Genomic DNA, 26,019 nt, shown 5'->3' on the forward strand with positions numbered 1-26,019 from the left:
TAAAGCCTCCTATTCTCTATTTTTAAGCGCCTCAGTGAGGCTGATTTGATTAAGATTATTTTTAAGTAGTAGGGTGGTAAAGGCGTAGCTAAGTGTCATCATGACAAAACCTAATACATAAGAAAAAGGATTTAAGCTAGGCAAGATATATTGGTCCATGGACTCAAAGATACTATCAAAGAATAGTTTGGTGAGATTGTAGCTAGCAGGGATAGCAAGTAGATAGCCTATTAATAAGAAGCAGTAATTACCTCTTAGATAAAGAGCGGATACTTCCTTGGGATGATAACCGAATATTTTCACCATAGAGATATTTACCTTACCTTTATCGATCATCATCTTCATTAGCATGTAGATCACCACAATGAGGATGATACTGGCAACTACGATGATAATGCTAGTAAAGACGGTAATAAGCATGGTGAAATTTTTCATCCCATCTACCATTTTCTGCTTATTGGTTTCGCTTAGTACTTTAGTATCCTTTATGTTTAGAGGACTATAAGTCATGAGAGCATTGGAGCTATTTTGATGTAGGCCTAAGATATGGTGATAATTAGGCAGCGATGTATATAAGTATAGACCATAATCATAAGGAGCCAGTCCCTTTACACAGACCTGATAGGTTTTATCACTATCTTGGTCATCATAAAGGGTGAGGGTATCGCCTACTTGAATACCAAATTTGTAGTAAACGCTAGGGGAAATCAGTATCTCGTGCTGGCCTAAAGTCTGTAACTCAGGCATGTTGAAGAAAGCACTTTGAGGGTTAATGCCTTGCAAAGTAAGGTTTTTGTTTACTCCCTTATAATCGAATTTCACATTGTATAGCGCAGTAAGCTCACCTTGCTGACTGTATTTGTGTAAATCCTTTGGACTATAAAAAGTATAAAGATTGTCATAGGGAATAGAGTTGGGGAGTTCATTCATATAATCCACGCAAGAATCCTTCATGTATAACCCTGTAAATAGGATAAACATAGAGAGAGTAGCGCCTAAGAATAAAGCTAAGATACTTCCAAACTCTCTCATCATAGATTTTAGGCGAAAGCGTTTAAAGAAGGGGAGACTCCCAAAGGAGAAAAGCTTTTCGACCCGTGACACTTTCATATTGGAATGACTGCCTCTCAGAAGTGAAAGAGGTGTTTGCTGCAGGGCTTTTCTAACATAGATAAAGGTGATACCCAAAGTAAGAGCAATAGGTAAGATAATGCCTATTACCACCAAATACCAGGGTGTAACCAGGATCACATGAGGAACTGTATACTGAATTGATTGAAGGATAAGTAAAGGATTAGATATAACAAGGCCTAGTAAATAACCAATAACAGCACCTATTACAACCAAGAGGGTAGGAAGCATTAAATAGTAGCTTAAAAGTTCCCTGGCATTGATGCCTTGAGCATAGAGAATACCAATGATTTGACTTTCACTTTGGATGGTATTACGTATGGAAATAGAAATAATAAAACCAATGATACAAAGCAGTAAAACGCCTATAATCAGTGAGATAAGGCTAGGTGCACTGGCATCATTATAAACAGTAGTCATACGGCTATTATCTTTGCGTTCTAGAAAAGAAACTAAAGAAAGATTTTTTTGAAGGTAATTTTTAAATGATGTCGTATCTTTGGAGGTAGTTTGATAACTGTATAAGGTTGCTTCTGCATTCTTTTGTTTGACGCGTTCATAGCCATCAGGCGCTAAGTAAGCTATGCCAAAACTATTTGCCATCCCCATAAAGTCCCCGGGATTTTTTAAGGTATAGACATAATCGGGAGATATACCATAGCCACTGATTTTAAAGGAGGCACCTGATAAGGTAATAGAGTCACCTATTTGATACCCTAAGGCTTCAGCAAATTTAGAGTCTAGGAGAATTTCCTCTGAAGAAGAAGGAAAGATACCATCTAATAGTGCCACTTGATTAATAGAACGGTCCATAGAAAAGACCCGAAGAATAGGTTCATTAGGAAGGGTTTTTATCTTGACATCTGTCAATAGGACCTCTTCTAAGGTAAGCTGAAAACGGTTTTCTAAGGTACGTATTTGTTTAGCTGAGAGTGGACTTTCTAAGGTGAATTCTCCATCTTCAGCATGGTAGTCCGTATAGAACTTATCTACTGCCAGGATATAGCTGGTAGATGAACGATTAAAGCCTATAATGACCATGCTGCTTAATATAATAAGTAAAATAAAGCTTAGATTTTTGATTTTATTTGCTTTAAAATCGCGTAGCATTCTTTTAAAATTCAAGGCTAGTACCTCCTTACCAGTCAATTTCCGCTATGGTTTTTCTCGTTTTATTCAGCTCATTACTTAAAATCTTCCCATCCTTGATACGAATGGTTCGATGGGACATAGCCTGAAAGGCATCATTATGGGTAATCATCAAGATCGTTGTATGATAATTACGATTGATTTCTTCAAAAAGTGCTAAAACCTCTTTGGAGGTTTTGTAATCAAGGGCACCAGTTGGTTCATCACATAAGAGCAGCTTTGGATTCTTCACCAAAGCTCTAGCAATAGCCACACGTTGCTGCTGACCACCAGAAAGCTGAGAAGGAAATTTGTGTGTTTGTTCAGTAAGGCCTACTTTAGTAAGTAATTCATCTATGTCTAGAGGCTCTTTTCCCAAGTGAGAGCAGATTTCTACGTTTTCTCTCACTGTTAGATTGGGAATAAGATTGTAAAACTGAAAGACAAATCCTACAGTATCCCTGCGGTAAAGGCCAAGCGCCTTAGGTGAGAGTGTAGAAATTTCCTTACCTTCTACTTTGAGACTTCCAGAGGTGGCGGATTCTAGTCCACCTACAATATTCATTAAAGTAGACTTGCCAGAACCAGAAGGCCCTAAGATAACAGCTATTTCACCTTGGTGAATATGAAAAGAGACATGCTCCATTGCGTTAAAGTTACCAGCTCCGGTTTCATAAGTTTTCACTAAATCAGTTACTTCTAAAAACATAAAAGCCCTCCTCACTGTATGACTAAAAATATAATTATAGTCATATGGTATGACTTTGACGACGGAATGTCAATAATAATTTAAAAATTTTAAATAAAAATTAAAATGGCAATTGACTCTTACACTGTGGTATACTTTATACTCAAATTGAGCTCAAAAACACATATATGTGAGGTAAAAATAAATGTTAAAAATAGGGGAGTTTTCAAAGTTATCAAGGATTAGTATTCGTATGCTTAGGCACTATGATGAGATAGGACTTTTGATGCCTGAGATGATAGATGATTTCACAGGCTATCGTTATTATAGTGAGGCGCAGCTGCCCGTAGTGAACCGTATTACAGCGCTGAAAGATATGGGCTTTAGTCTAGCTATGATTGCTGAGATATTAGAAAGCTACACAGATCAAGAAGCACTTAAAAAGTATCTCATCATTAAACAGCGTGAAGTGTGTGAGAAGCAGGAAGAAGTGGGTAGAATGCTAAGACTCCTTGAAACGACTATCAACCGATTAGGAAAGGATGAAGCAGTTATGAAATATAATGTGACTTTAAAAGAGTTACCAAAACGAACAGTAGCAAGTGTAAGACAAGTGATTCCATCTTATAAGGCAGAAGGTATGCTTTGGGGAATCCTGATGGAGGAATGTGGACCTCTTAATTTGCAAGCAGATGACCCTTGTTATACCCTTGCAATCTTCCATGATGCTGAGCATAAGGAAAGTAATGTAGATGTAGAGATACAAAAATCAGTAAAAGGAACTTACCCTAATACTGAACATGTCATCTTTAAAACAGTAGAGCCTATTTTAATGGCATCAGCCACCTATAAAGGAAGCTATGACCAGATAAATGAGGTCAATGAAGCCGTAGCTAATTGGGTGAGGGATAATGACTATGCCTTTGATGGTGTATCATTTTGTATTTATCATGTAAGCCCATATGAAACACAAAATCCAGATGAGTTAGTAACAGAAGTGTGTTATCCAGTTAGAAAAAAATAAATAATATTCAGCTAGTTAGATAGGTACGAAAGAAAGCGGCAACCAAGTATATGTGATACTAGGTGCCGCCTTTTTGCTAAAAACCCCTTGCTTATTTAGTATTTATGGTGAACTATTTTAAAAAACAATATTAATCTTTGATTTAAGATTGTTTTAAGGTTTCCGAAATATAATTCTATTGCATTAATAATACACTTAAATGAAGGGGACATATATGAAGAAAATAGCAACTAAGATTATGAGTCTATCGTTACTTAATACCGTGGTGATTGCAGTGATTAATGTAGGTGTTTCTATCTATATGAATAATAATAGAAATAACACCATGGATATGATGACATCGAATCCACCAGGACAAGCTGGAGAAAATATAGGACAGGGAATGAAAAAATTAACTTCTTTGATGCCAACTCCTATTTTAATAGGTCTAATCGTATCTCTAATCATAGGAGCTGTGGTAGCGTACATATTAGGCCGCTCCATTGCTAAACCTATTACGCAAATTACCGAGGTATCTAAGCAAATGGCACAGCTTGATTTAACTAAACAAGAGATTTTAGAAGCGCTTGCAAAGCGCCAAGATGAAAATGGTATCTTAGCTAAAGCATTAGGAAATACTACTGAGGCCTTTAAAAATATTATTCAAAAACTACAACATACAGCAGGAGTCCTCAATACCCAGGCTCATGATATAGGAGAGAGGGCACAGGAAAATGCTACAACTATTACACAAATGTCTGCTGCCATTAATGAGGTAGCATCAGGAAATAGCACTCAAGCTCAGATTATTCAAGATATCAATCAAACCCTTCTAGAGGTGGCAGCCTTGATTAATCAGGTCACAAAAGAAACCTCAAGCTCAGCAGAGGGTGCAGGTCAATCCTTAAAGATTATAGAAGAAGGAGAAATGGCTGTTAAGAAGCAAGAAGATAAGATGAAAGAACATGTAGCTTTATCAGGTGAACTAAATGAGTCCATGGAAGCATTAAAAAGTATGATAGAAGAAGTAGCAAGCACCATGGAGGTTATTACAGCTATTGCTAATCAAACCAATTTACTTGCACTAAATGCTGCTATCGAAGCAGCTAGAGCAGGAGAAGCAGGAAAAGGCTTTGCAGTGGTAGCAGCAGAGATTAGAAGCCTGGCAGAAGAGTCAGAAGAAGCTTCGAAAAATATTGTTGAAGTGATAGAAAAGACAACGGATAAGGCTAGTCAGGTAGTAGAAAACATAGGCTTATCTCATGCACTTGTGAAAGAGCAAGAGGATTGTGTAATGATTACAGATAGAGCCTTTAGTGATATCAAAGCTTGTTATGAGGACATGGTCTTAGGCCTTAAAAAAACCGCTAATGGGATGCAAAAGGTAAATGAAAATTCTCAAAGCATTTCTAATCGCACACGAAATATGGCAAAGGTAGCTGAAGAATCGGCAGCAAGTATGCAAGAAGTAGCAGCGGCAGGACAAGACCAACTCAAAGGCATAGAAAAAATGGAGAGATCTTCAAAACAACTAGCAGCAATAGCAGAGCAATTAGATAGTGCTATAGGAGAATTCAAAATTGCTTAATGCACTTCAAATAGGCACTCTGGAAGGAAAAGTTTTCTTTCGGAGTGCTTTATTTGATTATAAAATAATAAATAATTAGAAAATTAGTGCAAATATGATGCTCTTGTAATAAAATGGGTTTATAGTAATTACATAACCTATAAGAGGAGAGATAATAGATATGAAATTAAATAAAAGAGTAGCAAGTGTTTTAGCAACGAGTATAGTGTTTACTGGACAATTATCTTGTTTATATGCTAGGACATATAGTCCTGCAAACTATACAGTTTTAGCGCTGGCAAGTGCCGAAGTAAATAGCACAACGCCTGGGGCTATAGAGGTAGTGGATAAAGTGGCACCTCAATTTAACGGTGCATGGACTGAAGAAAAAGATGGAAAGACTTATCTCATGATTTCACTTTATGATCCTAGTGGCGTGAGCTATGTAAAAGTAGGTAGTAAATATGCCACATTAGTTAGTGGGGATGCCATATCAGGTACATATAAGTGTGAGATGACATCAAGTGGGACTTATACCATTAGCTTCCAAGATAAGTTAGGGAACTATGGAAGTACATCTTATAAAGTAACAGTTAAGGATAAAACAAGTCCTACATTAGAGGTCTGGCAGACGACTAAAAATAGCAAATACTATTTGGTGATAAGAGCATCCGATGATGGCAAGATTACCAAAGTAACCGTAAATGGTACACGTATTAGCTTTAATGAAAATGGGGATACCAGAGAATATGAAGTAACTAAAGCAGGGGAATATACAGTGGTTGTAACAGATGATGCTGGGAATGAAACCACTAAGAAGTATAAAGTAAGTATCAATGCCAATAAACCTACCTTAAAGGTGACTAAAGAATATAAGGATAAGAAGTGGTATCTCATCATTAATGGAGAGCCTACCAATAGTAATAGACTTAGCACATTAACTGTGAATAACACCAATGTTACCATTGCTTCTAAAGGTGGAGAAGTAACATATGAGGTTAGCAAGTCAGGAACCTATAAGGTTGTCTTAAAGGATGACCTTAATATGGAAAGTACAGAGAGTATTTATGTAGATGTTAATGAAATAATTGATAAGGAAAAGCCAACTTTAGTACTTTCACAAAGCAAAACAGCTAGTGGTGTGGTTATTATAATTACAGCTAAGGATAATGACCAGATTGCAGAGCTTACTGTTAATGGCAAGGTGGTAAGTATAGCAGCAGGTGGAGGTACTGTAAACTATCCGGTTACACAAACAGGTAATTACTTAGTAGTTGTCAAAGATAGAGCTGGAAATAAAGAGGAAAAGTCAATTTATATTGCTATAGATAACAAAGTAAAACAAGTGGTTAAGTTTAAGCTTAATAATAGAAACTGGACTAAGGATGGAATTATACAATCTCCAATGGATACACCGCCAGCTGTAATTGGTCAAAGAACGTATTTACCTCTTCGTCAAACAGCTTATGCTTTAGGCATCAACGAGAATCAAATTACTTGGGACTCAAAAAATAAGGTAGCAATCATTATTGACGGTAGTGATGTAATTAAGGTGAAATTAAACTCTAACCATATGACTATAGGTAGTGAAACAATTGTAATGGATGGCACAGCTGTTTCACAAAACAATCGTATTTTGCTTCCTGTTTCTCAAATTGCTAAAGCCTTTAAATCTAAAGGGGTAACTGTAGATTGGGATAATAATAAAAAAGAAGCAACTATCACTAGAACAAATTAAAAAACAAAAACAGCGATTACTTTGTATCAGAAGCTACTTAGTAATCGCTTAAAATTTATCATAAAAGGGGTTTTATTAGGTTAAATTCCTATTGAGAATGATGAGCTAAGTCAGAAGTGAGGAGGAATAAAATGCAGTGTAAAGCTAGTAGCAAGGAAAAGGATGGAGGAAATAGGTTTTATGTTTTTATGACTTTGCTTGTTCTCATAGGCCTAGGTTTAAGCGTAGGAATTATTTTCTATAAGGGAATGGATGCCACAGTAGGTACAGCGTTTGAGGAAAACTATGAATTAAATGCAATGGTTGGATTCGAGTATACAAACTGGAACACGCCAGGGGTTGGAAATTTATACATAAAGAACATAGGGGAAGAAAAGCAATTAATAGCTAAACAGATAGGCAGTGAACAATATGTATACTCAGCTATTAGTGGAACTTTAGCCTACGTAGATCATACGAATAATCTATATATTGCTAAACAAGGGGTAGCAGCTACTCAAATAAGTGAGAATGTAAGTGGCGATGGGCTTAGCTTTAGCAAAAGTGGTAAGTACTTATTTTTTAACAGTAGTCTAGACTCTAGTCAATGGTATTTTTATGATATTAGAAATAATTCTAAAGGAATATATACTGATGCTGAGCAAAATAATGTGTACATCGATGAAGACAGTGAAGACATTTATTATCTAGATGCAAGCAATCATTTGTACAAGAAAAGTAAGAGCGGCGATAAAAAACAAATTGCAGCCAATGTTGAAGAGTATAGTGTGATTGGGAAAAATGAAGTGCTGTGCAGATTAAATAGTGGTAACCCAGCTTATGTCATTTATCATGCTAGAGGACAGAAAATACAAGAAGAACGTATAGAAAATATAGATGACATAGATTTAACGCGGCTAGAAAGCTCAAATAAACAAAAGCTATTATGCTTTATAGGACATAGCTCTTCAAAACCTAATGTGAGTCATCTATATGTCAAATTAAAGGGGCAAGAAGCTATAAAAGTGGCAGAAAACGTAACAAGCTATAGTTATTGTGAAGAAGATAATAGTTTATATTATTTGAATTCTGAGCAGATACTTTATCAGTTAGCAGTACCTAAAGTTAATAAAAAGTATTTAGGGAATAGAACTTACTTTATAAGGGCCTTAGAAGAGTGCAAAGTAGCTGCAATATTAAAAAATTGCAGTTACTTCAAGTCCAGCCCTAACCATGGCAATATTATGGCACGTACACAAGATGGAACACTTTATTTATGTAGAAACAACATAAAATTCAAATTAGCCAGTGGCTCACTGCAAGAAGATATATTTAATGACTATGTGGTTTATAGGACTGCTAAAAATGAAATTTTTGTTCAGCAAGACATTAATAATAAAGAACTTGAAGCATTAGAACAGCCTATTTTACTAACAGATCAAGCACAGGGGAATTATACTACTTCTTTATATGGAAAATATCTTACCTATGCTTGTCTAGAAGGAGAAGGAAATGAGCAAAAAGTCGCTATAAAAGCATATAATAAGGCTACTGGTATCGTGGATGTACTAGATGATGCCAATACTTACGATAAAGTACTACTTAATCAGTTAACATACATCAGAAAATTAAAATATGATGAAGTTGTAGGAGCCTATGCTTGTGCTGACTATAACTGCTTAGTGAAAATGGAATCAGATGGCACATTTAGGTTATATCGTGATGGGATAGAGCAGGTTTCTTGTATGCAAACTTATGAGGGCTACAGTAGAGCTAGCTTAATGGTAGAAGAAGGGGGGATTATAGCTCATCTTAATCCTTATAATTCGTATGAAATAACCACAGTGATGACAGTAGGAACCAAGATAACCTTATCAATGAATGGTAGCTGCGAAGTAAATGTGGATGGTTCTACAACCTACACCCTTACCCCTATTACTGAAGAGGTATTTAATCAAAGGCTAGAGCAGCAAAAGAAAGTAGAAGAAGAAAGATGAGGAGTAATAGAAGAAAGATGAAAGTAGTACAATCAAAGGGATAATAATATATTTTGGATGTTTTAACTTAAAAGGTGACCACTATGTATAATAGATACACGGTGGCCACCTTTTGATTTAATGTAATGTTTATACCAAATCTACATGATGGAATAGATCCTAGTATCATATTGAAAAGCAAAGTAATGAAGGCATTTCTTAAAGAAATGAGAATAGCAGATGGTTGAACTAATAAAAATATAATAAAAAATAATTGACAATTGCAAAAAATAAATTTATACTCAGTTACAATCATATACATATATATAGAGGGAGTAACTGCTAGTATATCTAGATTCATTGTCGTCAATTCGGAGACTTTCCCGGCAATGATAACGTAATTTGTTTTGTGAGACTCTATAGCTGGGATTATTTATTCAGCTATAGAGTCTTTTTTGATATAGGTAGTTAGTTGCAAGCCCGCTAAGACAATATACAAGGAGGTTCAATCAAATGGATAGGTATTACAACAAATCATCAGAGGAGGTTCTCTCTTTATTACAAACAACAAGAGAAGGACTAAAGTCCGAGGAATTGGGTGCTTTAAAGGAGAAGTATGGAAACAATGAATTAGTAGAAGGTGCTAGAAAAAGTATATTTCGTGTTTTCATGGAGCAGTTCAAGGATTTTTTAGTAATGATTTTAATTGTAGCTGCTATAGTATCTGGGGTTCTAGGTAAACTAGAAAGTGCTATTGTTATTATCGTTGTTATTATGCTCAATGCCATACTAGGTACAGTGCAGCATGTAAAGGCGCAAAAATCTCTAGATGCTCTCAAGGCCTTAGCATCCCCTATGGCAAAAGTAAAGCGAGATGGGAATGCTACTGAGATTCCTTCTAAAGATTTAATGGTAGGAGATTTGATGCTCCTAGATGCAGGGGACTTTATAAGTGCAGATGGCAGGATTATAGAAAACTACAATCTGCAGGTTAATGAAAGCTCTCTTACAGGTGAAGCGGAAAGTGTCCTCAAAAGTGCTGAGACTATTTCTACAGCTGATATAAGCTTAGGAGATAGAAAGAATATGGTGTTCTCTGGAAGCTTTGTCACCTACGGCAGAGCAGAGGTTATTGTCACCAATATTGGGATGTCTACAGAGATTGGTAAGATTGCCAACTTATTGGAAAATGCCCAAGAAAAGAAAACACCGCTTCAAGTAAGCCTAGATCAATTTGGAAAGAAATTAGCAGTTATTATACTCATTATTTGTGGGATTATTTTAACCCTCAATATAGTAAAAGGAGCTAGCCCAGCAGAGGCCTTTATGTTTGCTATTTCTCTTGCAGTAGCAGCTATTCCAGAAGCTTTAAGCTCTATTGTTACCATTGTACTTGCACTTGGTACACAAAAGATGGCAAAAGAAAATGCTATTGTGCGTAAATTACATGCAGTAGAAAGCCTAGGAGGCATCTCTGTTATCTGTTCAGATAAGACGGGGACACTCACTCAAAATAAAATGACTGTACAAAAGCTCTTTGTAAATGGAGAGGTCATAGAGACTAGTGCTGTGAATAAAGAAAATGAATTAGAACATACCTTAACTTTAATGAGCTTACTATGTAATGATGCGATTACCAGGGAAGCTAAAGAAATAGGAGACCCTACAGAAGTGGCTTTGGTTGATTTAGGAGAGCTCTATGGTTTAGATGAATTGGTAGTAAGAGAAACATACCCTAGATTAGCAGAGCTAGCTTTTGACTCGGATAGAAAGTTAATGACTACAGCCCATGAGCTTAAAGGAGAGCAAGTAGCTATTACAAAAGGTGCTTTTGATGTCATACTAGGTAGATGTGACCATATTCAAACAGCAGCAGGTATTAGGCCTATTACAGAAGAAGATAAGGCGCAGATTAAGCAAATCAATAGAGTCTTTTCCGAGCAATCTTTAAGGGTATTGGCATTTGCCTATAGGCCTTATGACAGTACTAAGGAATTAACCCTTGAAGACGAAAATCACCTTACTTTCTTAGGTTTAATTGCTATGATGGACCCTCCTAGATTAGAAAGTGCACAGGCGGTAGCAGACTGTATTAAGGCAGGCATTAAACCTGTTATGATTACAGGTGACCATAAAATCACTGCATCAGCTATTGCAAAGCAAATCGGGATCCTTAATAGTATGGATGAAGCCATTGAAGGAAAAGAATTAGATGCTTTATCAGATGAAGAACTTAGAAACAAGGTAGATCAAATTAGTGTTTACGCTCGTGTCTCTCCTGAACATAAAATCCGTATTGTAAAAGCGTGGCAAGATAATGGTAACGTAGTAGCGATGACAGGGGATGGTGTAAATGATGCGCCTGCTCTTAAACAAGCAGATATAGGGGTAGCTATGGGGATTACAGGTACAGAAGTAGCCAAAGATGCAGCTTCTATGATTTTAACAGATGATAACTTCTCAACCATTGTAAAGGCAATATCAAATGGTAGAAATATCTATGCAAATATTAAGAATGCCATTAAGTTTTTACTCTCTGGGAATACAGCCGGTATTTTAGCCGTTTTATACTGCTCATTACTAGCACTTCCTAATCCTTTTGTACCACTTCACTTATTATTTATTAACCTAGTAACAGATAGCCTGCCAGCTATTGCAATTGGTGTAGAACCTTATAGAAAAGATATTATGAAGGAAAAGCCAAGGAAAATGGATGAACCTCTTTTATCAAGAAGTTTTGCTTTAGAGGTATTATTTGAAGGAATATTAATTAGCTGTGTTACCCTAGTAGCCTTTTATATGGGAAAACAAGTGAATCATCTAACAGCAAGCACCATGGCATTTTCCACCCTATGTTTAGCAAGGCTTTTCCACGGCTTAAATTGTAGAGGCAAAGCATCTCTCTTTCAATTAGGTGTATTTAGTAATAAAGCAAGCTGGCTGGCTACTTTATTAGGGGTAGTGTTATGGGCAATGATCATGACCATTAAACCACTCATGAGTATATTTGAGATTGCAAGCTTGAGTAAGGAACAATTTATCAGTATTGGTATGCTATCATTGGTGCCTTTAGTAGTTATTCAGCTCATTAAACTGATTTTAGGCGCTAAAAAAGTAAGTAGTACGAGTAAGAATTAATCTGTATATGTGATTAAAAATGTGAATAACTTTAATCACTAAACGCTAAATTGGGGATAGATATAAAAAGAAAATTAGGAAGAGGGAGCCCCATCAATAAAGAATAATCAAGAAATACGCTGATACAGGATATTGAGGCTTATGAACGATTAGGTTTTGATAATTATTTTAGAGATTGTTAGCCAGTGCTGAGATAAGGTATACTAAAGAAAAGGATGTTAGGAGGAAGATGATGAGTCCAACAGACAACCTAAATGAATTTAAAGAAGAAATCATAGATGGCAAGGTGTACTATATGTCGCCATCAGCCAATCCTAGACATGGGAGAATTATAGGCAACATTTATTTTATATTTAAAAGTTATTTAAAAGGAAAAACTTGTGAAGTGTTTACAGATACCATTGACGTATTCTTGAATGAAGAAGGCACAGATAAAGTTATACCTGATGTATCTGTTTTGTGTGACCCAGATAAGTTTACAGATAAAGGGTATAATGGCGTACCCAGCTTAATCGTAGAGGTGATTTCACCTACTAGTATCAAAAGGGATAGAGAAACCAAATTTCATAAATACGAAGCTTATGGTGTGGGGGAATATTGGATCGTAGATCCTCTTAATAAATCTATAGAGCAGTTTGTTTTATATGAGGGGAAATATAAACTTAATGGTGTTTATACTCAGCTAGATGAAGCAGAAAAAGAGAGACTTTATGAAAAGCAAGGGTTTGTAAAACAATTTAAAACAAGCATTTTTTCTGAACTTACCATAGATATAGATGAGATTTTCTAAGTACAATAAAAAGGTGACCACTATGTATAACAGATACAGGGTGGTCACCTTTTTCTTTAATTTATATTTATACCCAATCTACATGATGGAATATATCTTCTAAAACAAGTTTCACACCTGGAAATTCTCTAAGTTCAAGAACTTCTTTTGCATTATAATCATCCTCTTCAGAATCATCTTGTAGCATAAGGACGTTAACCAGTTCATAAGTACCATTCTTTAGATAATGTACCTCTACAGATTTTGATTTATAGTCTACAATCCAATATTCACTTACGCCCTTTTTAGCATATAAGTCTTTTTTGACAGTTCTATCCTTTTTAACCGTAGAAGGGCTTAATGTTTCTACTATGAATTTAGGTATACCATAGTACTTTTTAGTTCCCTTCTTAAAGGCCTTAGTATCACAAACAATCATAATATCTGGAACAACATAATCTTTGCTTTGCTCATCAAAGTGCAAATCTGCATTTTCCATAAATACGCTGCATAGAGAGTGTTTAAGTTGAGCATATAGCTCACCATAAATATTCCCATTTACAGTGGCATGCTCAAAAGGTGCAGAGGGGGACATAGTATAAATTACACCTTGGATACATTCTTCTTTATGATAATCATCATTAAGTGCCATTGTTCATCCTCCTTGACGGTAGTTTAGTAACCAGAATATTTTAGTCTTGCCATTTATTAATTATAGTATAACATGGGAAGACTAACCTGTTCAAATAGCATGTAAATGATGACTTATTCTATTGCTAAAAGGTATAATATTAGAAACAACCTAATTCTTTTGGGGTGGGATATGTGACTAAAAATGTGGATATCTTCAACTAGTCCATATTAAATTGGGGATAGTTAAAACTAGAGATACTAGATGATATAATAAATTTGACATATGGTATAAATAGTGGATAAAAGCTGTCTACCTCTTTGGATATACTTTTTGTAGCTTTTATAAGAAAAGGGAGTAAGAAATACTAATGACTGAAGAAAACAAGAAAATGAGCAAAGTAGAACGACTACTTAAACTTTACAACCATTTACAAGGTGGCAAAAGATATACCAAGGCCGAATTAGCCACTGAAATGGACATAGATGAAAGAACAGTACAACGAGATATTGGAATCCTTAATACATATCTAGAAGATATTGACCCTCATAGTGGGGTGTATATTAGGAATAATCCCATAGACTATCATTACGAAATGATAGGAAGACAAGAGGAAAATCTTAATAGTGGGGAAATACTTGTACTAGCTAAAATTTTATTAGAAAGTAGAGCCTTAGAAAAAGAAGAACTAGATCATATTATTCAAAAACTTGTTAGGTACAGTAAAAGGCAAGGTCAGGAGTCTATAGAGCAATATATTCTGAGTGAGAAGTATCACTATACAGAACTTCAAAATAATAGTAAACGCATAGAACCCCTGGTAAATCTAGCACAGGCTATTAGTGGTAGACGGAAAGTTAAGCTTGAATACATTAAACAAAATGAAGAGATAGTAGAACGGTTTGTTAAACCTATTAGCATTATGTTTTCAGAGTACTATTTTTACCTTATTGCCTATTTAAAGGATGAAACAAAGCCTATCATGTATCGTATAGATCGGATATTAGCTTATGAGATACTAGAAGAGGGTTTTAGTTTAAGTGAGCAGAATCGCTTTGAAGAAGGAGAGATAAGAAAGCGTATTCAGTTTATGTATCCAGGAGAGTTAATGACTATTAAGCTAAGATTCTGGGGACCATCTTTGGAAGCACTATTAGACAGACTTCCAACAGCTAAAATAGTTGAGAAAGAGGGAGAAGCTTATATCATACAAGCAGAGGTATATGGTAAAGGCGTTAAGATGTGGCTTTTAAGTCAGGCAAATTACATAGAAGTACTAGAGCCGCTGAACTTTAGAGAAGAAATGAAGCAAACCATAGAGCAGATGTTTAAACTATACAACTAAATAGTAGATAAAGAAAAGGGTGGACAGAAGATGTCCACCCTTTTCTTTATAATGATCCTATAGCATAAATAACTTAAAGAATGATGATAAGGAGAAAAAGAGATGAAAGCTAATAGATTTTTTATTCCATTTACATACTGCCCTAAATGTGGTCATTACATATTACCAGGAGCTGACAAATGTCCAAAGTGTGGTCTTGAATTACAAGTGATAGAGTCATAATAAAACACTATAACACTAGTAAAAAGCGAGATAATTTGATTTATTAGTAATAAATATTTAAAAAACATAAGAGTCTTAATTAGGAGAAGTATGGCAATAAATAATATAGTTTGATATAATGAACTAAATATTTTTTTGCAAATTAAAAACACTTTATAAAAGGCATGGAGCTTGAAACGATTTTGAAAAAGATGTGGAGAAGAGAAAGATAAAATGAATAAGTATGAAAAGTTAAGAGCAAAGAAAAATCAAGCACTAGAGGGAGCAAAACAGGATATTAGCAATATGCAGACTGTTGCAAGTGAATCTTATAGAGTAGCAAATGTTGCCGCGAATGCTCAAAATATAATGAATGATATAGATAAAAAGTTTGCTAGCGTAACGAAATTAGATAGTGTAGATGTTAAATTCTTGTTCTTCGCAACAGCTTTGCAGTGCATTAGACAATACTGGCTAACTAATGATAGTTTAAGGGTTGGTGACCAAGAAGCCAGTAAGTTTGTGAAAAAATATGTGCCAATATCTCTGGCAGGACCCGTGCCATATGACGCTTTCAAAAAAGAAGGGTTTATAGGCAACACTGGCATAAGTGGAGCCAACCATAGATATACAACTCTAGGGCATGATCCATTATTAGGTTGGATTTTTGGTACTGCTAATATTCTAACAGACACAGTTACGAAGAATAATTTCCTACTAGAATCCTATAATACAGTGCTTGTGGGGAATGAGTACAAGATTTGTGAAGCAACCAACATTGGGCATATTTTCTTAGAAAGTGTAGATAGAGTGCAGAAAGACTATAAAGACCTTATCTTAGCAGTGATGAAACATGCCGTACATCTAGCATCAGATGCATTTACAACAATGGGCTTACCCATTCCTATCATTAATAGCTTATCTCCAGATTTATCCTCTAAGCTTTTAAAGAATGGTATTGATGTTTATAGTGTGACTAGAGGGATTGCTGTTTCTAGCTTCATTAATATGCTCATTGCGGCTATACATGGATTGTTCTATAATCCAGCCCAGTATAGTAGCAGAGAAATATATGAAGTTAAAACACGAAAAATCTTAAGCTATTCTAATAGTATTGCCAGTGCAAGTAATGTGATTTATGTAGCTATAAGTGTTTCTCTTGGAAATGAAAGCGCATTAAAACAGTTGGATGTAGGTGGGATACTGGTAACCATTTATCGATTAATTACAGATACCAAATTTATAAACCAAGTTAAAGAGGAGTTTTTGGAAAAGGAATTCCATACTATTGTTATGGGAACAGACTATGAGTTTTAACATCTAAGGAGGAATTACATATGGGAAGAAAAGATTTTCAAAAAGGCATGGTAGCAGGAGCGAAGCCTTTTGAGGAAAAGTTTAGAAGACAAGGCGAAGCCATAGATAGAGTAAGTCGTAAGCTTAATGAGAGATTAGATGCGATTGATGAAGTAACGGATGCTATATTAGACGATTTATCTGCGATGGAGAAAAAAAGACTTTATGATCTAAATACTGTCGTGAATATTTCAGAGCTTGATGAGACAGAAAAAGAATTCTTGGTAGCGCTTCTTTATACAATTGCCAATATGGGTGAGCAGATTACATCATACCAACAACAATTTATCCGTTCCGTAAAAAACTATTTAGGTGTAATGAATGTACAAGCCGAAGTGGATCTAGCTAGTATAGAGAATATTGAAAGTATTAATTCCCAAAAAGCAATATTACAGACCATTATGGAGTATCTATTCCTTGATCATGCAAACCATGATTATATGGACGAATACGAAGATGTTTTCGAGTATTTTAGTGTCAATAGAAAAGGTGTCCAGGAAATCAAAGATAAGATTGATAATATTTATAGATTAACAGGCTTACAAGGGATAGCAGAAAACTATGGCTATGTACCACCAGCTGACACAGCAATGGGTGGGAATGGAGCAAGTCACAAATTCCACTATACTGGTCCAGTCAATAAGCTGGGCAATACACTACATAACCTATCAAATGGGGGATATATGGCAAGGCAAGGAGAATATTTATTCTTTGCGGAACCAGAAAATGATTACTTCTTATATAGATCCAAAATAAATGGAGAAGATAAAAAGTGCATCTGTGAAGAGGAAGCCAAATCCATAAATGTAGTAGGGAATGCCATCTATTACATTGTTGCTAATGTGATTTATAAGGTTGATTTAGATGGAGATTCTAGAACTAAAGTATGCTCCTTAAAGGATATTCCAATAGCTAAAGAAAAAAGTTTACCTATACACCGTAATAAAGAATCAAAGCTTTTTATGATGGTAGTGGGTAGCCATCTATTTGTGATAGCGGAAAATGTAACTATATTGGGATTACAAGGTGTAGATGTTTATACTGTAGATGAACAAAGCGGCGAAGTTACAAAGTGCTTTACATGCCAAGGGGTAGTCAATGTTGATGAAAATAATATTTATTACTTTAATGATTATAAGAAATTCTACAAGTATAGTATAGCAACTGAAAGCACCGAGCAAATTGCCCAGACCAGTGGTGCAAGCTGTAGTAATGAGGATATCCTTTTTATTAATAATAAGCTTTACTATAGATGTTATTACATAGAGAAATTCTTATTTAAGGATATGCACTATGACAAGATAGAGAAGAACGATTTAAGTAACCATATAGTAAGTGATATAATACCTAAAAGTTCTGATGTAGCACTAGATATAATCCGCTACGATAATCTAGATGATACCTATGCTTATTGTCTTTATACAAACCAAATAAAAAGATTTTCTCCAGATACACCATCAAATAAAAAGGAAGTCTACCTATCCGATGAAGGTTATATTTGTAATTTACATGTACTAGGAGACAGACTATTCTTTTTTGAAAAGGCGAATAATAAAACGCAGTGGAAATCTATAAAAACAGTGTAATTAGAGGAGAAGGCAAAATTTACTCAGCTTTCTAAAGAAAAAGTAGAACATACCCAATCTAAAGTAGATAACAATCTATAAATATAAACACTAAAAAGACGAACACCAATCCTATAGGTGCTCGTCTTTTTAGTGCGTCATAAACTTTAAAGAAAGGTAGGTAGTAAAGATAGTAGTAAGTTACAACGGTGTTTTTGGTCAAGGATATAATATGTTAGTAAAATAATTTTTATTATTCATAATAATATATGCTATAATAAAGACCCAGAACTACTAAGGCTTATGGTAGAGTGTTGCATGCGGTTACAAGAATATGACTTAGCAATAAATTATTATCGAAAAGCGCATCAGATGAATCCAAGAGATGTAGATAGCATAAGTAATGCAAGGTTATTGCCTTTTTTAGTATATAAAATGATAGAATTTATTGGTAAACTATAGGCATATCAATTATAAAAAAGGGGTGTTTTTATGGCTATGTGGAACCCATGGCGTGGCTGTCATAGATATAGTGAAGGCTGTAAATACTGTTATATTCATAAAGGCGATGATAAGCGGGGCATAGATACAAATGTCATTGTCCGCACAGACAAATTTAATGTTCCTATTGAGAAAAATAAATCAGGGGAATACAAAATTAAAGCAGGGCAAACCGTTTATCTTGGCTTTTCAACTGATTTTTTAATTGAAGATGCCGATATATGGAGGCAAGAATGTTGGGAGATGATCAAAGAGCGTTCAGACTTGCATTTTATTTTTCTCACAAAAAGAATTGATCGATTTATGAACTGTATTCCCGTAGATTGGAATGATGGATATGATAACGTAACTGTTGGCTGTACAGTAGAAAATCAAGAGACTGCCGACTACCGCCTTTCCATTTTTTCTACCCTACCTATCAAACACAAAAATATTATTTGCCAACCTCTAATTGAAAAAGTGAATATTGAGAAGTATTTAAAAGATATAGAACTGGTGGTAGTCGGCGGCGAGTCTGATAAAGATGCCAGGCCATTTCATTATGATTGGGTACTTGATATAAGAGAGCAATGTATACGACATAGCATTCATTTTGAATTTAGGCAATGTGGCACTCATTTTATCAAGGATGGTAAATATTATAAATTGTCAGTTCGGGATTTATGTTCCCAGGCAAAAAAAGCGAATATCAACTGCTAAAAGCTCTTATGATTTCATTAAATAGAGAGGAGGAAATGCAGCATGCGTATTCATAGTGATAAAGCCTTTAATATCAGCCCACCACATAGTCTACTTGATCAATATGTCCTCTTCTATAATATAGTTTTCCCAAAGCAAAATATGTTCGTAGAACAGTATACGCTTATGCCTGACGCATGTGGCACATTGTCTCTTGCCTATAATGGAAAAGATATTTTAGCCGAGTTATGGGGGGCTTCTGTAACCCCTACTTTGCTTGGAGCTGAACCCAACCAATATCAAGTTATGCTATTGATACAACTTTCACCTTGTGGACTATATCAAATAACACACTGCCACCAAGCTGAATTTGCGGATAAGCGTATGCCGCTCAAAGATGTGGATAAGGAGCTTTTTAATTCCCTCTGCCGTGCTTTTGAAACCGCAAACAATGTAACAGAATTATTTAGTATGTGTGATAAGATTTTATATAACTATATGGCGTACTGTGTTGTTTCAGACGCGTTGTTCTTTGCGACAAAAACCATTTCAGATCATCAGGGTCAAATACTTGTTGCGGAACTGGCTAAAAAGGTCGGTTATAGCCAAAGGCATTTAAACCGTCTTTTCTTAATGCAGATTGGAATGAACGTCAAAAGCTATACCCGTCTTGTTCGTTTTAATGATGTATTAAGGCATATACAAAAATCGCCATGTTTCTTTGCAGCGTTGTCGCAACAAACTGGATATTTCGACCAAGCTCATTTTGATAAAGATTTTAAGGCCATTAGCGGCGTTACCCCTCAGAACTATTTGAAATACATGTCTGATTTTTACTATGATGCCACAGAGGTATCCACTATACTATCATCAAGGAGGGGATAATCTATGAAATATCAAGGATGTTTATTAGCAGTTAAGGATATGGAGATATCAAAAAATTTCTATGAAAAGGTTCTTCAGCAAAAGATTTTGATGGACATTGGTGTACATGTTACTTTTGAGGGGTTTTCTCTACAACAGGGGTATGCCGAGTTAATTGGCGTTCCATCAGATAGCGTCCAAGAAGAATCAAATAATTTTCAAGTTTACTTTGAGGTAGAAGATTTGGATACGGTGTACACCGGGTTAAAACGTACACCCGGTATACTGTGGGTACATGAGATAAGAGAATATCCTTGGGGACAGCGTGATGTTCGGGTGTATGATCCGGACAAGCATATCGTGGAAATTGCAGAGGATATGGGGGTAGTTATCAAGCGTTTCATTGGGCAAGGTATGTCGGTAGAAGAAGTGGCGGAGCGCACTATGTTCCCTCTTGAAGTCGTAAAACAGTATATGCATTTGTAATCAATTGAGACTTATCTATTAACAGTAGCAAAAGAGCTATAAAACGCTTATGAAATCTTGCGTTTTATAGCTCTTTATTTATTATCCGTTGTCAATTTATTTCTTTTCGTATAGAGCATACCTCTTTAATTCTTTTTCCAAAGGTCTGGTGTAAGTAGCAAGAGAATAGGGTAAATTTCCAGACGTCCTATAATCATCAAGATAGAGAAAACGAGTTTACTGACATCACTAAAGGCAGAGAAATTACCCGTAGGTCCTACAAGGCCAAGACCAGGTCCGATATTATTAAGAGTAGTAATGACCGAAGTAAGGGTGGTAGTAAAGTCAAACCCATCTAAAGAAATAATGATGATCCCTATTGTAAAGATAATCATGTAGATGAAGAAGTAGTTAAGGACACTAAGTACCGTTTTGTCGTCTATCTTTTTGCCATCCATACGTACAGAGTAATAACCATTAGGATGGACAATTTGTTTTAAGGAATGCTTGATGCTTTTAAAGCAAATAATAGCACGGGACACTTTAAGACCACCTGCTGTAGAGCCAGCACATCCACCCACAAACATTAAAATGAGGAGAATCATTTTACTAAACATAGACCACTCATTAAAGTCTGTTGTAGCATAACCTGTGGTTGTCATAACGGAAGCTGCCTGGAAAGAAGAAAATCTAAGAGCTTCACCAAAGGAACCATAAGTATTACGTGCCAGTAAATCAAAGGTAATAAGTAAGATAGCTCCTAATAAAATGCAAAGATAAACTCTTAGCTCATTATTCTTAAAGAAAGTCTTCATATTCCCCTTAAAAATCAAATAATAAAGGGAGAAGTTCACACCACACACGATCATGAAGATAGTGATAATCCAGTCAATCAGTGCGCTATTATAATAGCCTACACTGGCATTCATATTAGAAAAACCACCTGTACCTACTGTTCCTAGGGCATGAATGAAAGCATCAAACACATTCATACCAGCTAGGTACAGAAGAAGAACCTCTACTAGGGTAATACCTAGATAAATACTATAGAGAATTTTAGCTGTCTTTCCCAGTTTAGGCACGATGCGGCCAACGATAGGTCCAGGGCTTTCAGCTTTCATAATTTGCATAGAACCTGCCCCTAGGGAAGGTAAAATAGCAATAGTAAGTACTAAGATCCCCATTCCTCCTATCCAGTGAGTAAAGCTTCGCCAAAAGAGAATACCATGTGGTAGTCCTTCAACAGCGGTTAAAACAGAAGAGCCTGTCGTTGTAAGACCAGAGCTTGATTCAAAGAAGCTATCTATAAAAGATGGAAAAGCACCGCTTATGTAAAAAGGGAAAGCTCCAAAAAAAGACATAAGGAGCCAACCCATAGCTACAATAGCAAACCCATCTCTAGCATAAATATTTTTAGAAGTTGGTTTAATGAAAGAGAGCACAGCCCCTACTGCTAGAACGATACTTATTGTGATGAGGAAAGCAGGTAGGTCCCCATCTTGGTATAAGAAAGCCACTAGCGTAGGCGGTAGTAAAGCAATAGCCTCACAGATTAATAATATTCCCAAGCTTCTTAATACTATTTTTAAGTTCACCGGTGATTCCTCCTGATGTAGTATCCATAATATCTTTTAAGTGAGAGATATTTTTATTCGTAATGACAAGCACCCTATCTCCTGGATTAATCATTGTTTGACCGTTTGGTACAACAATCTCATTTTTCTTCACAATAGTGGCAATGAGTACATCAGGAATAAGACGGAGTTTATAAAGAGGTATATGAATCAGAGGATCATTAGCTGATGCAATAAATTCAATAATCTCACCTTTGCCACCTACAATGCGGTGGAGTGCCTCTACAGCTTCCCCACGTACATATTTAAGGATACGATTGGTGATAATGTCATGAGGTGTAATGATCGTATCTAATCCTAACCCCCCTATAACAGCATTACTATAATGACGGCTTATTTTAGTAACAACACGAGGAACCTCACTTTGTTTAGCAATTAAAGAAGAGATGATATTTTCTTCATCACGTCCTGTAAGAGTAATGAAGCTATCTACAGCCTCAAGATGTTCCTGCGCTAAAAGTTCACTATCTGTGCCGTCCCCATGAATAATAAGGGTATTAGGTAATTCTTCAGAAAGTGCTTCACAAACGGCACTATCATTTTCTATAATTTTAACCTTGATATGCATTTCATTAAGAAGACGTGCTAAGTAATAGGCGATTTTCCCCCCACCCACAATCATAATGTTTTTAACCTTTGAAGGCTTATCATGAATACGTTTGCAAAACGTATAAATAGCAGCAGATTTTCCAATAGCATAAATGGTGTCATTTGTTTCTAGTGCTGTATCACCTGTAGGGATAATCAGTTTATCCTCCCTGATAATAGCACCAATTAAAACGGAAACTCCAAATTTATCACCAAAGTGTTTCATTTTAGTTCCAATTAGAGGAGAGCCCTCTTTAAGAAGAACTTCTACCATACGCACACGACCTTTTGCAAAATTTTCAAGGCGGATTGCTCCAGGAACAGTAAGGACTCTAGCGATTTCATCAGCAGCAGCTTCTTCAGGATTAATAACCATATCCAGGCCTAGATCTTCTTTGATAAGAAGGAGTTCCTTGGCATATTGTGGATCGCGGATACGTGCAATAGTACGGTGTGCACCTAATTTTTTAGCTGTCAAACAACAGAGCATATTGACTTCGTCGCTTCCTGTTACAGCAATGATGAGATCGATACTTTGGCACCCATTCTCAAGTAAGGTACTTGTGCTTATGCCTGTTCCTTTAACAGGAAGTACGTCTAAGTTGTTCTCAACTTTTTCGAGTGCTTTGGGATTGTTGTCGATAATTGTAATGTCATTTCCCTGGGCAGACAGGTGAGTAGCTAATGCGTAGCCAACTTTACCAGCGCCAATAATAATGATTTTCATAATGACTCCTCATAAATATAAAGATAATTTAGTATAAGCATATTATACAACGTATTATACAACTTATTGTAAAATACAGCTAGCTTATCTAGAAAAATAAGCACAACAAAAGGCGGTCACCAAGTAATGAATACATGGTAATCGCCTTCTCTTTTGCCCCAGACTCTAGTTTAACCTCCATGGCTGCCTAAGCAAACGGTGCTCTAAGGCATGACAATAGCTCCTCAGCACTTGTATACGGATAGAACGGTGCTTACGAAGACAGCTATGAAAGTTTAACCCATGAGTGAGGAGCTCCTTAAAGTCTCGGCCTGGACTGTCCTACCTAGGAGACCATGACCTTAAGACTCTGGTTAGAAAACTTTATTTGGTAGTGCTAAGTGTAAAGCATTATGAAATAACTTATAAGGAGCGCCTCCCTTGCAGCGCATCAGTGAACATTTTCCTTAGAGCCAGAGGTACCTATAACAATAGATTGAGACTTGGTCGACCCGGTCAGTTCCTCAGATTGAAGCTGTGGTGATTCTGCTGTGGGAAGTTATTTGTTTTATCTTTACACCTTTATATATGTGGGCAAGAAGTGGAATCCCTAATAAAAAGTGAAAAGAATTTTTGCTTATGGGGGGGAAGCGTTTGGGAAGGGAAATGAGAGGTGCTGCCTATCCTCCAGGGTTCCGCTCCGTATTTTTTGAGGCACTAAGGCTCACTTTTTTAATGAACGCCTGAAAACTCGCCTTGCTCAGACACTCAGGCTAAAACCCATTAAAAAAGTTCGCCAAGTGCCTCTAAAAAATACTACGAAGTCACCCTTACGGACAGGCAGCACCTCTCATTTCCACAAACGTTTGGGCGAGTATAAGCAAAAATAAAACAAAGAGTAGATAAAAGAGGAGGAGAAAATATCTGAATAAATAGAATTATGTTAAAATGATATTAGGTATATGATAAAATAAATGAAAAACAAGAAGAAAGGGTTACATATAAGTAAAATTACAAGAGGTAAGAATTTCAATAAATAGTAAAAGGCTTCATAAAGAGGGTCTTCAAAATTGGAAAATGTAAGAAGGGTATGGCGTTTTAAAGCAAGGTAAGATAGTAATTTATTGCTAAAAAGCGATAGGTTTGAAAATGAAAGGGGATAGCAAAAAATGGGGATTTTCAATCGTTTATTTCAAAGCAATAAAAAAGAAGAAAAAGCATTACTTACGCCAGAACAAAAGTTACTTCAAGTATTAAACCAAGTGATTCAAGATAGTGAGATTCAAAATGGAAACCTTTTTATTAAACCTTTGAAATTGAGTATAGAAGTTCATATTCCTCATATCAAAACAAATTTTATTCAAGCTATTTGTGTAATGAAGCATGCTAGGTTTGATGAGGACATTATAGAATCAGTAACTGGTATAGGGAAGGATATAGATACGGCTATTGAGCAAGCGGCTGCGAATTTCTCTCTCTCAGCTTTATGTGGCATTACTATGGCTTTAAAGGATGAAGAAGGCAAACTGGTAGAATTACAATTCATGGGCAATGTACATCGTTATAAGCTTTATGAAACGATGCTTATGGTTCAGGGAGAAAGCAAAAACGGGCATCAGGTCAAATATTGGGAGCTATTAGGCTCAGAAATTCTTAAGCGATTAGGCAATAGAAAGATGCAATATATCAAGATATACATATGTAAAACGGATGAATCAATACACTGTGAATGCAGAATTAATGGGATAATCCATCAAGACCTTAGCGCTATTTTAAAAGAAGCGGCAAGAAATTGGCATGTTAAGAGTGCACTTTATTCGGAAAAACAAATATTTGTCTTAATGCAAGATGAAGAGACCTATGTACCGGTAAAATTTATGTTTGATGAAGTAGAGGGTTATACCCAGCAAGCCGTAGACTTGTTTAAGCAATGTTATTCAGAAGAAGATTATAATCAAATTTATGATAAATGCTATAAACTATGTAAAGACGTAACTTTGGCAAGTAGCTTATTTGCATTTATTCCAGAAATATGCTGCGAAAATTTCTTTCAGGAAATCACACCCTCTTCTCAAATGATACTTATTAAACAAGAGGAAAAAATAGAGTTATATAAAAACCAAGTACTATATTATGGTTGGATTGAAGAGCAAGTGGCACAAATGATTTTAAGAGGAAAGTTTAGTAAAGAGGAGCTTATGCGCATTCTTCATTGTAGTGCAACTTTTAATGCTATCCATCAAGCTGTAAGTAACGGAAGTCAATTAGAGAATTTAGTGATGGTGCCAAGTACCTTTTTAGTAGATGAACAGTATAAAATCTAGATAATCCAACTATTGAATAAAATATTGTGCAAATATAGAATGAG

20 protein-coding genes are annotated in these 26,019 nt (G+C 35.7%); 15 read left to right on the forward strand and 5 right to left on the reverse strand.

What is annotated here, in order from left to right; genetic code table 11:
* Positions 1–9 precede the first annotated feature (9 nt).
* Together EKH84_RS04150 and EKH84_RS04155 are read right to left on the reverse strand one after the other, a co-directional pair.
* Positions 10–2,256: an ABC transporter permease gene (locus EKH84_RS04150; RefSeq protein ID WP_127065260.1), complete on the reverse strand. Its 2,247-nt coding sequence runs from the start codon at positions 2,254–2,256 to the stop codon at positions 10–12.
* 13 nt (positions 2,257–2,269) lie between these two features.
* Entirely contained in the window at positions 2,270–2,968 is a 699-nt protein-coding gene (locus EKH84_RS04155) for an ABC transporter ATP-binding protein (protein ID WP_127065261.1), read from the reverse strand.
* A 184-nt stretch (positions 2,969–3,152) separates the two neighbouring features.
* Between EKH84_RS04155 and EKH84_RS04160 the strand changes: the two genes are divergently transcribed.
* The 6 genes from EKH84_RS04160 (at position 3,153) to EKH84_RS04185 (ending at position 13,138) form a co-directional block, all read left to right on the forward strand.
* On the forward strand, positions 3,153–3,971 hold the full coding sequence (locus EKH84_RS04160; RefSeq protein WP_013655251.1) for a MerR family transcriptional regulator: 819 nt from the start codon (positions 3,153–3,155) through the stop codon (positions 3,969–3,971).
* Between the two features lie 214 nt (positions 3,972–4,185).
* Positions 4,186–5,538, forward strand: coding sequence for a methyl-accepting chemotaxis protein (locus EKH84_RS04165; protein ID WP_190283481.1), 1,353 nt, complete (start codon positions 4,186–4,188; stop codon positions 5,536–5,538).
* A gap of 160 nt (positions 5,539–5,698) precedes the next feature.
* Positions 5,699–7,255 carry a stalk domain-containing protein gene (locus EKH84_RS04170; RefSeq protein ID WP_127065263.1) on the forward strand — a complete coding sequence of 519 codons (1,557 nt, stop codon included), beginning with the start codon at positions 5,699–5,701 and terminating at the stop codon, positions 7,253–7,255.
* A 131-nt stretch (positions 7,256–7,386) separates the two neighbouring features.
* Positions 7,387–9,231, forward strand: a complete 1,845-nt coding sequence (locus tag EKH84_RS04175; protein WP_127065264.1) for a hypothetical protein — start codon at positions 7,387–7,389, stop codon at positions 9,229–9,231.
* A 492-nt stretch (positions 9,232–9,723) separates the two neighbouring features.
* Positions 9,724–12,348: a cation-translocating P-type ATPase gene (locus tag EKH84_RS04180; RefSeq protein WP_127065265.1), complete on the forward strand. Its 2,625-nt coding sequence runs from the start codon at positions 9,724–9,726 to the stop codon at positions 12,346–12,348.
* A 232-nt stretch (positions 12,349–12,580) separates the two neighbouring features.
* Positions 12,581–13,138: a Uma2 family endonuclease gene (locus EKH84_RS04185; RefSeq protein ID WP_190283482.1), complete on the forward strand. Its 558-nt coding sequence runs from the start codon at positions 12,581–12,583 to the stop codon at positions 13,136–13,138.
* A 67-nt stretch (positions 13,139–13,205) separates the two neighbouring features.
* On the opposite strand, the gene EKH84_RS04190 is transcribed toward EKH84_RS04185, so the two are convergent.
* Positions 13,206–13,769, reverse strand: coding sequence for a Uma2 family endonuclease (locus EKH84_RS04190; protein WP_127065267.1), 564 nt, complete (start codon positions 13,767–13,769; stop codon positions 13,206–13,208).
* A gap of 349 nt (positions 13,770–14,118) precedes the next feature.
* Between EKH84_RS04190 and EKH84_RS04195 the strand changes: the two genes are divergently transcribed.
* From EKH84_RS04195 to EKH84_RS04225, 8 genes are all read left to right on the forward strand, one after another.
* On the forward strand, positions 14,119–15,093 hold the full coding sequence (locus tag EKH84_RS04195; protein ID WP_127065268.1) for a helix-turn-helix transcriptional regulator: 975 nt from the start codon (positions 14,119–14,121) through the stop codon (positions 15,091–15,093).
* Positions 15,094–15,195: 102 nt separating this feature from the next.
* Complete coding sequence (locus EKH84_RS04200; protein ID WP_127065269.1) at positions 15,196–15,315, forward strand: zinc-ribbon domain-containing protein; 120 nt, start codon at positions 15,196–15,198, stop codon at positions 15,313–15,315.
* A gap of 213 nt (positions 15,316–15,528) precedes the next feature.
* Complete coding sequence (locus EKH84_RS04205; protein ID WP_207669755.1) at positions 15,529–16,611, forward strand: hypothetical protein; 1,083 nt, start codon at positions 15,529–15,531, stop codon at positions 16,609–16,611.
* A 20-nt stretch (positions 16,612–16,631) separates the two neighbouring features.
* The gene (locus EKH84_RS04210) at positions 16,632–18,236 is read left to right on the forward strand and encodes a DUF5050 domain-containing protein (RefSeq protein WP_127065270.1); all 1,605 of its coding nucleotides are present in this window, start codon (positions 16,632–16,634) and stop codon (positions 18,234–18,236) included.
* A 297-nt stretch (positions 18,237–18,533) separates the two neighbouring features.
* Positions 18,534–18,677, forward strand: a complete 144-nt coding sequence (locus EKH84_RS21880; RefSeq protein WP_190283483.1) for a hypothetical protein — start codon at positions 18,534–18,536, stop codon at positions 18,675–18,677.
* Positions 18,678–18,707: 30 nt separating this feature from the next.
* Entirely contained in the window at positions 18,708–19,415 is a 708-nt protein-coding gene (locus tag EKH84_RS04215; protein WP_127065271.1) for a DUF5131 family protein, read from the forward strand.
* A gap of 42 nt (positions 19,416–19,457) precedes the next feature.
* Complete coding sequence (locus EKH84_RS04220) at positions 19,458–20,279, forward strand: helix-turn-helix domain-containing protein (protein ID WP_127065272.1); 822 nt, start codon at positions 19,458–19,460, stop codon at positions 20,277–20,279.
* A gap of 3 nt (positions 20,280–20,282) precedes the next feature.
* Positions 20,283–20,744 (forward strand): VOC family protein, encoded by a 462-nt coding sequence (locus EKH84_RS04225; protein ID WP_127065273.1) that lies wholly within the window; start codon positions 20,283–20,285, stop codon positions 20,742–20,744.
* A gap of 125 nt (positions 20,745–20,869) precedes the next feature.
* On the opposite strand, the gene EKH84_RS04230 is transcribed toward EKH84_RS04225, so the two are convergent.
* The gene (locus tag EKH84_RS04230) at positions 20,870–22,318 is read right to left on the reverse strand and encodes a TrkH family potassium uptake protein (protein WP_127065274.1); all 1,449 of its coding nucleotides are present in this window, start codon (positions 22,316–22,318) and stop codon (positions 20,870–20,872) included.
* A complete protein-coding gene (gene trkA / locus EKH84_RS04235; RefSeq protein WP_127065275.1) occupies positions 22,269–23,672 on the reverse strand; it encodes a Trk system potassium transporter TrkA in 1,404 nt (467 codons plus the stop codon). The genes EKH84_RS04230 and trkA overlap by 50 nt, the downstream gene beginning before the upstream one ends.
* A 1,148-nt stretch (positions 23,673–24,820) precedes the next feature.
* Between trkA and EKH84_RS04240 the strand changes: the two genes are divergently transcribed.
* The gene (locus EKH84_RS04240; protein ID WP_127065276.1) at positions 24,821–25,975 is read left to right on the forward strand and encodes a DUF6348 family protein; all 1,155 of its coding nucleotides are present in this window, start codon (positions 24,821–24,823) and stop codon (positions 25,973–25,975) included.
* Positions 25,976–26,019 lie beyond the last annotated feature (44 nt).

This window comes from Cellulosilyticum sp. WCF-2 (assembly GCF_003990395.1).
GTDB lineage: Bacteria > Bacillota > Clostridia > Lachnospirales > Cellulosilyticaceae > Cellulosilyticum > Cellulosilyticum lentocellum.

What these genes read in the sequence shown, in the direction of transcription:
- EKH84_RS04155 (WP_127065261.1), bottom strand. Translation starts at nt 2,968, where the DNA reads ATGTTTTTAGAAGTAACTGATTTAGTGAAAACTTATGAAACCGGAGCT.
- EKH84_RS04160 (WP_013655251.1), top strand. Translation starts at nt 3,153, where the DNA reads ATGTTAAAAATAGGGGAGTTTTCAAAGTTATCAAGGATTAGTATTCGT.
- EKH84_RS04165 (WP_190283481.1), top strand. Translation starts at nt 4,186, where the DNA reads ATGAAGAAAATAGCAACTAAGATTATGAGTCTATCGTTACTTAATACC.
- EKH84_RS04170 (WP_127065263.1), top strand. Translation starts at nt 5,699, where the DNA reads ATGAAATTAAATAAAAGAGTAGCAAGTGTTTTAGCAACGAGTATAGTG.
- EKH84_RS04175 (WP_127065264.1), top strand. Translation starts at nt 7,387, where the DNA reads ATGCAGTGTAAAGCTAGTAGCAAGGAAAAGGATGGAGGAAATAGGTTT.
- EKH84_RS04180 (WP_127065265.1), top strand. Translation starts at nt 9,724, where the DNA reads ATGGATAGGTATTACAACAAATCATCAGAGGAGGTTCTCTCTTTATTA.
- EKH84_RS04185 (WP_190283482.1), top strand. Translation starts at nt 12,581, where the DNA reads ATGAGTCCAACAGACAACCTAAATGAATTTAAAGAAGAAATCATAGAT.
- EKH84_RS04190 (WP_127065267.1), bottom strand. Translation starts at nt 13,769, where the DNA reads ATGGCACTTAATGATGATTATCATAAAGAAGAATGTATCCAAGGTGTA.
- EKH84_RS04195 (WP_127065268.1), top strand. Translation starts at nt 14,119, where the DNA reads ATGACTGAAGAAAACAAGAAAATGAGCAAAGTAGAACGACTACTTAAA.
- EKH84_RS04200 (WP_127065269.1), top strand. Translation starts at nt 15,196, where the DNA reads ATGAAAGCTAATAGATTTTTTATTCCATTTACATACTGCCCTAAATGT.
- EKH84_RS04205 (WP_207669755.1), top strand. Translation starts at nt 15,529, where the DNA reads ATGAATAAGTATGAAAAGTTAAGAGCAAAGAAAAATCAAGCACTAGAG.
- EKH84_RS04210 (WP_127065270.1), top strand. Translation starts at nt 16,632, where the DNA reads ATGGGAAGAAAAGATTTTCAAAAAGGCATGGTAGCAGGAGCGAAGCCT.
- EKH84_RS21880 (WP_190283483.1), top strand. Translation starts at nt 18,534, where the DNA reads ATGCGGTTACAAGAATATGACTTAGCAATAAATTATTATCGAAAAGCG.
- EKH84_RS04215 (WP_127065271.1), top strand. Translation starts at nt 18,708, where the DNA reads ATGGCTATGTGGAACCCATGGCGTGGCTGTCATAGATATAGTGAAGGC.
- EKH84_RS04220 (WP_127065272.1), top strand. Translation starts at nt 19,458, where the DNA reads ATGCGTATTCATAGTGATAAAGCCTTTAATATCAGCCCACCACATAGT.
- EKH84_RS04225 (WP_127065273.1), top strand. Translation starts at nt 20,283, where the DNA reads ATGAAATATCAAGGATGTTTATTAGCAGTTAAGGATATGGAGATATCA.
- trkA (WP_127065275.1), bottom strand. Translation starts at nt 23,672, where the DNA reads ATGAAAATCATTATTATTGGCGCTGGTAAAGTTGGCTACGCATTAGCT.
- EKH84_RS04240 (WP_127065276.1), top strand. Translation starts at nt 24,821, where the DNA reads ATGGGGATTTTCAATCGTTTATTTCAAAGCAATAAAAAAGAAGAAAAA.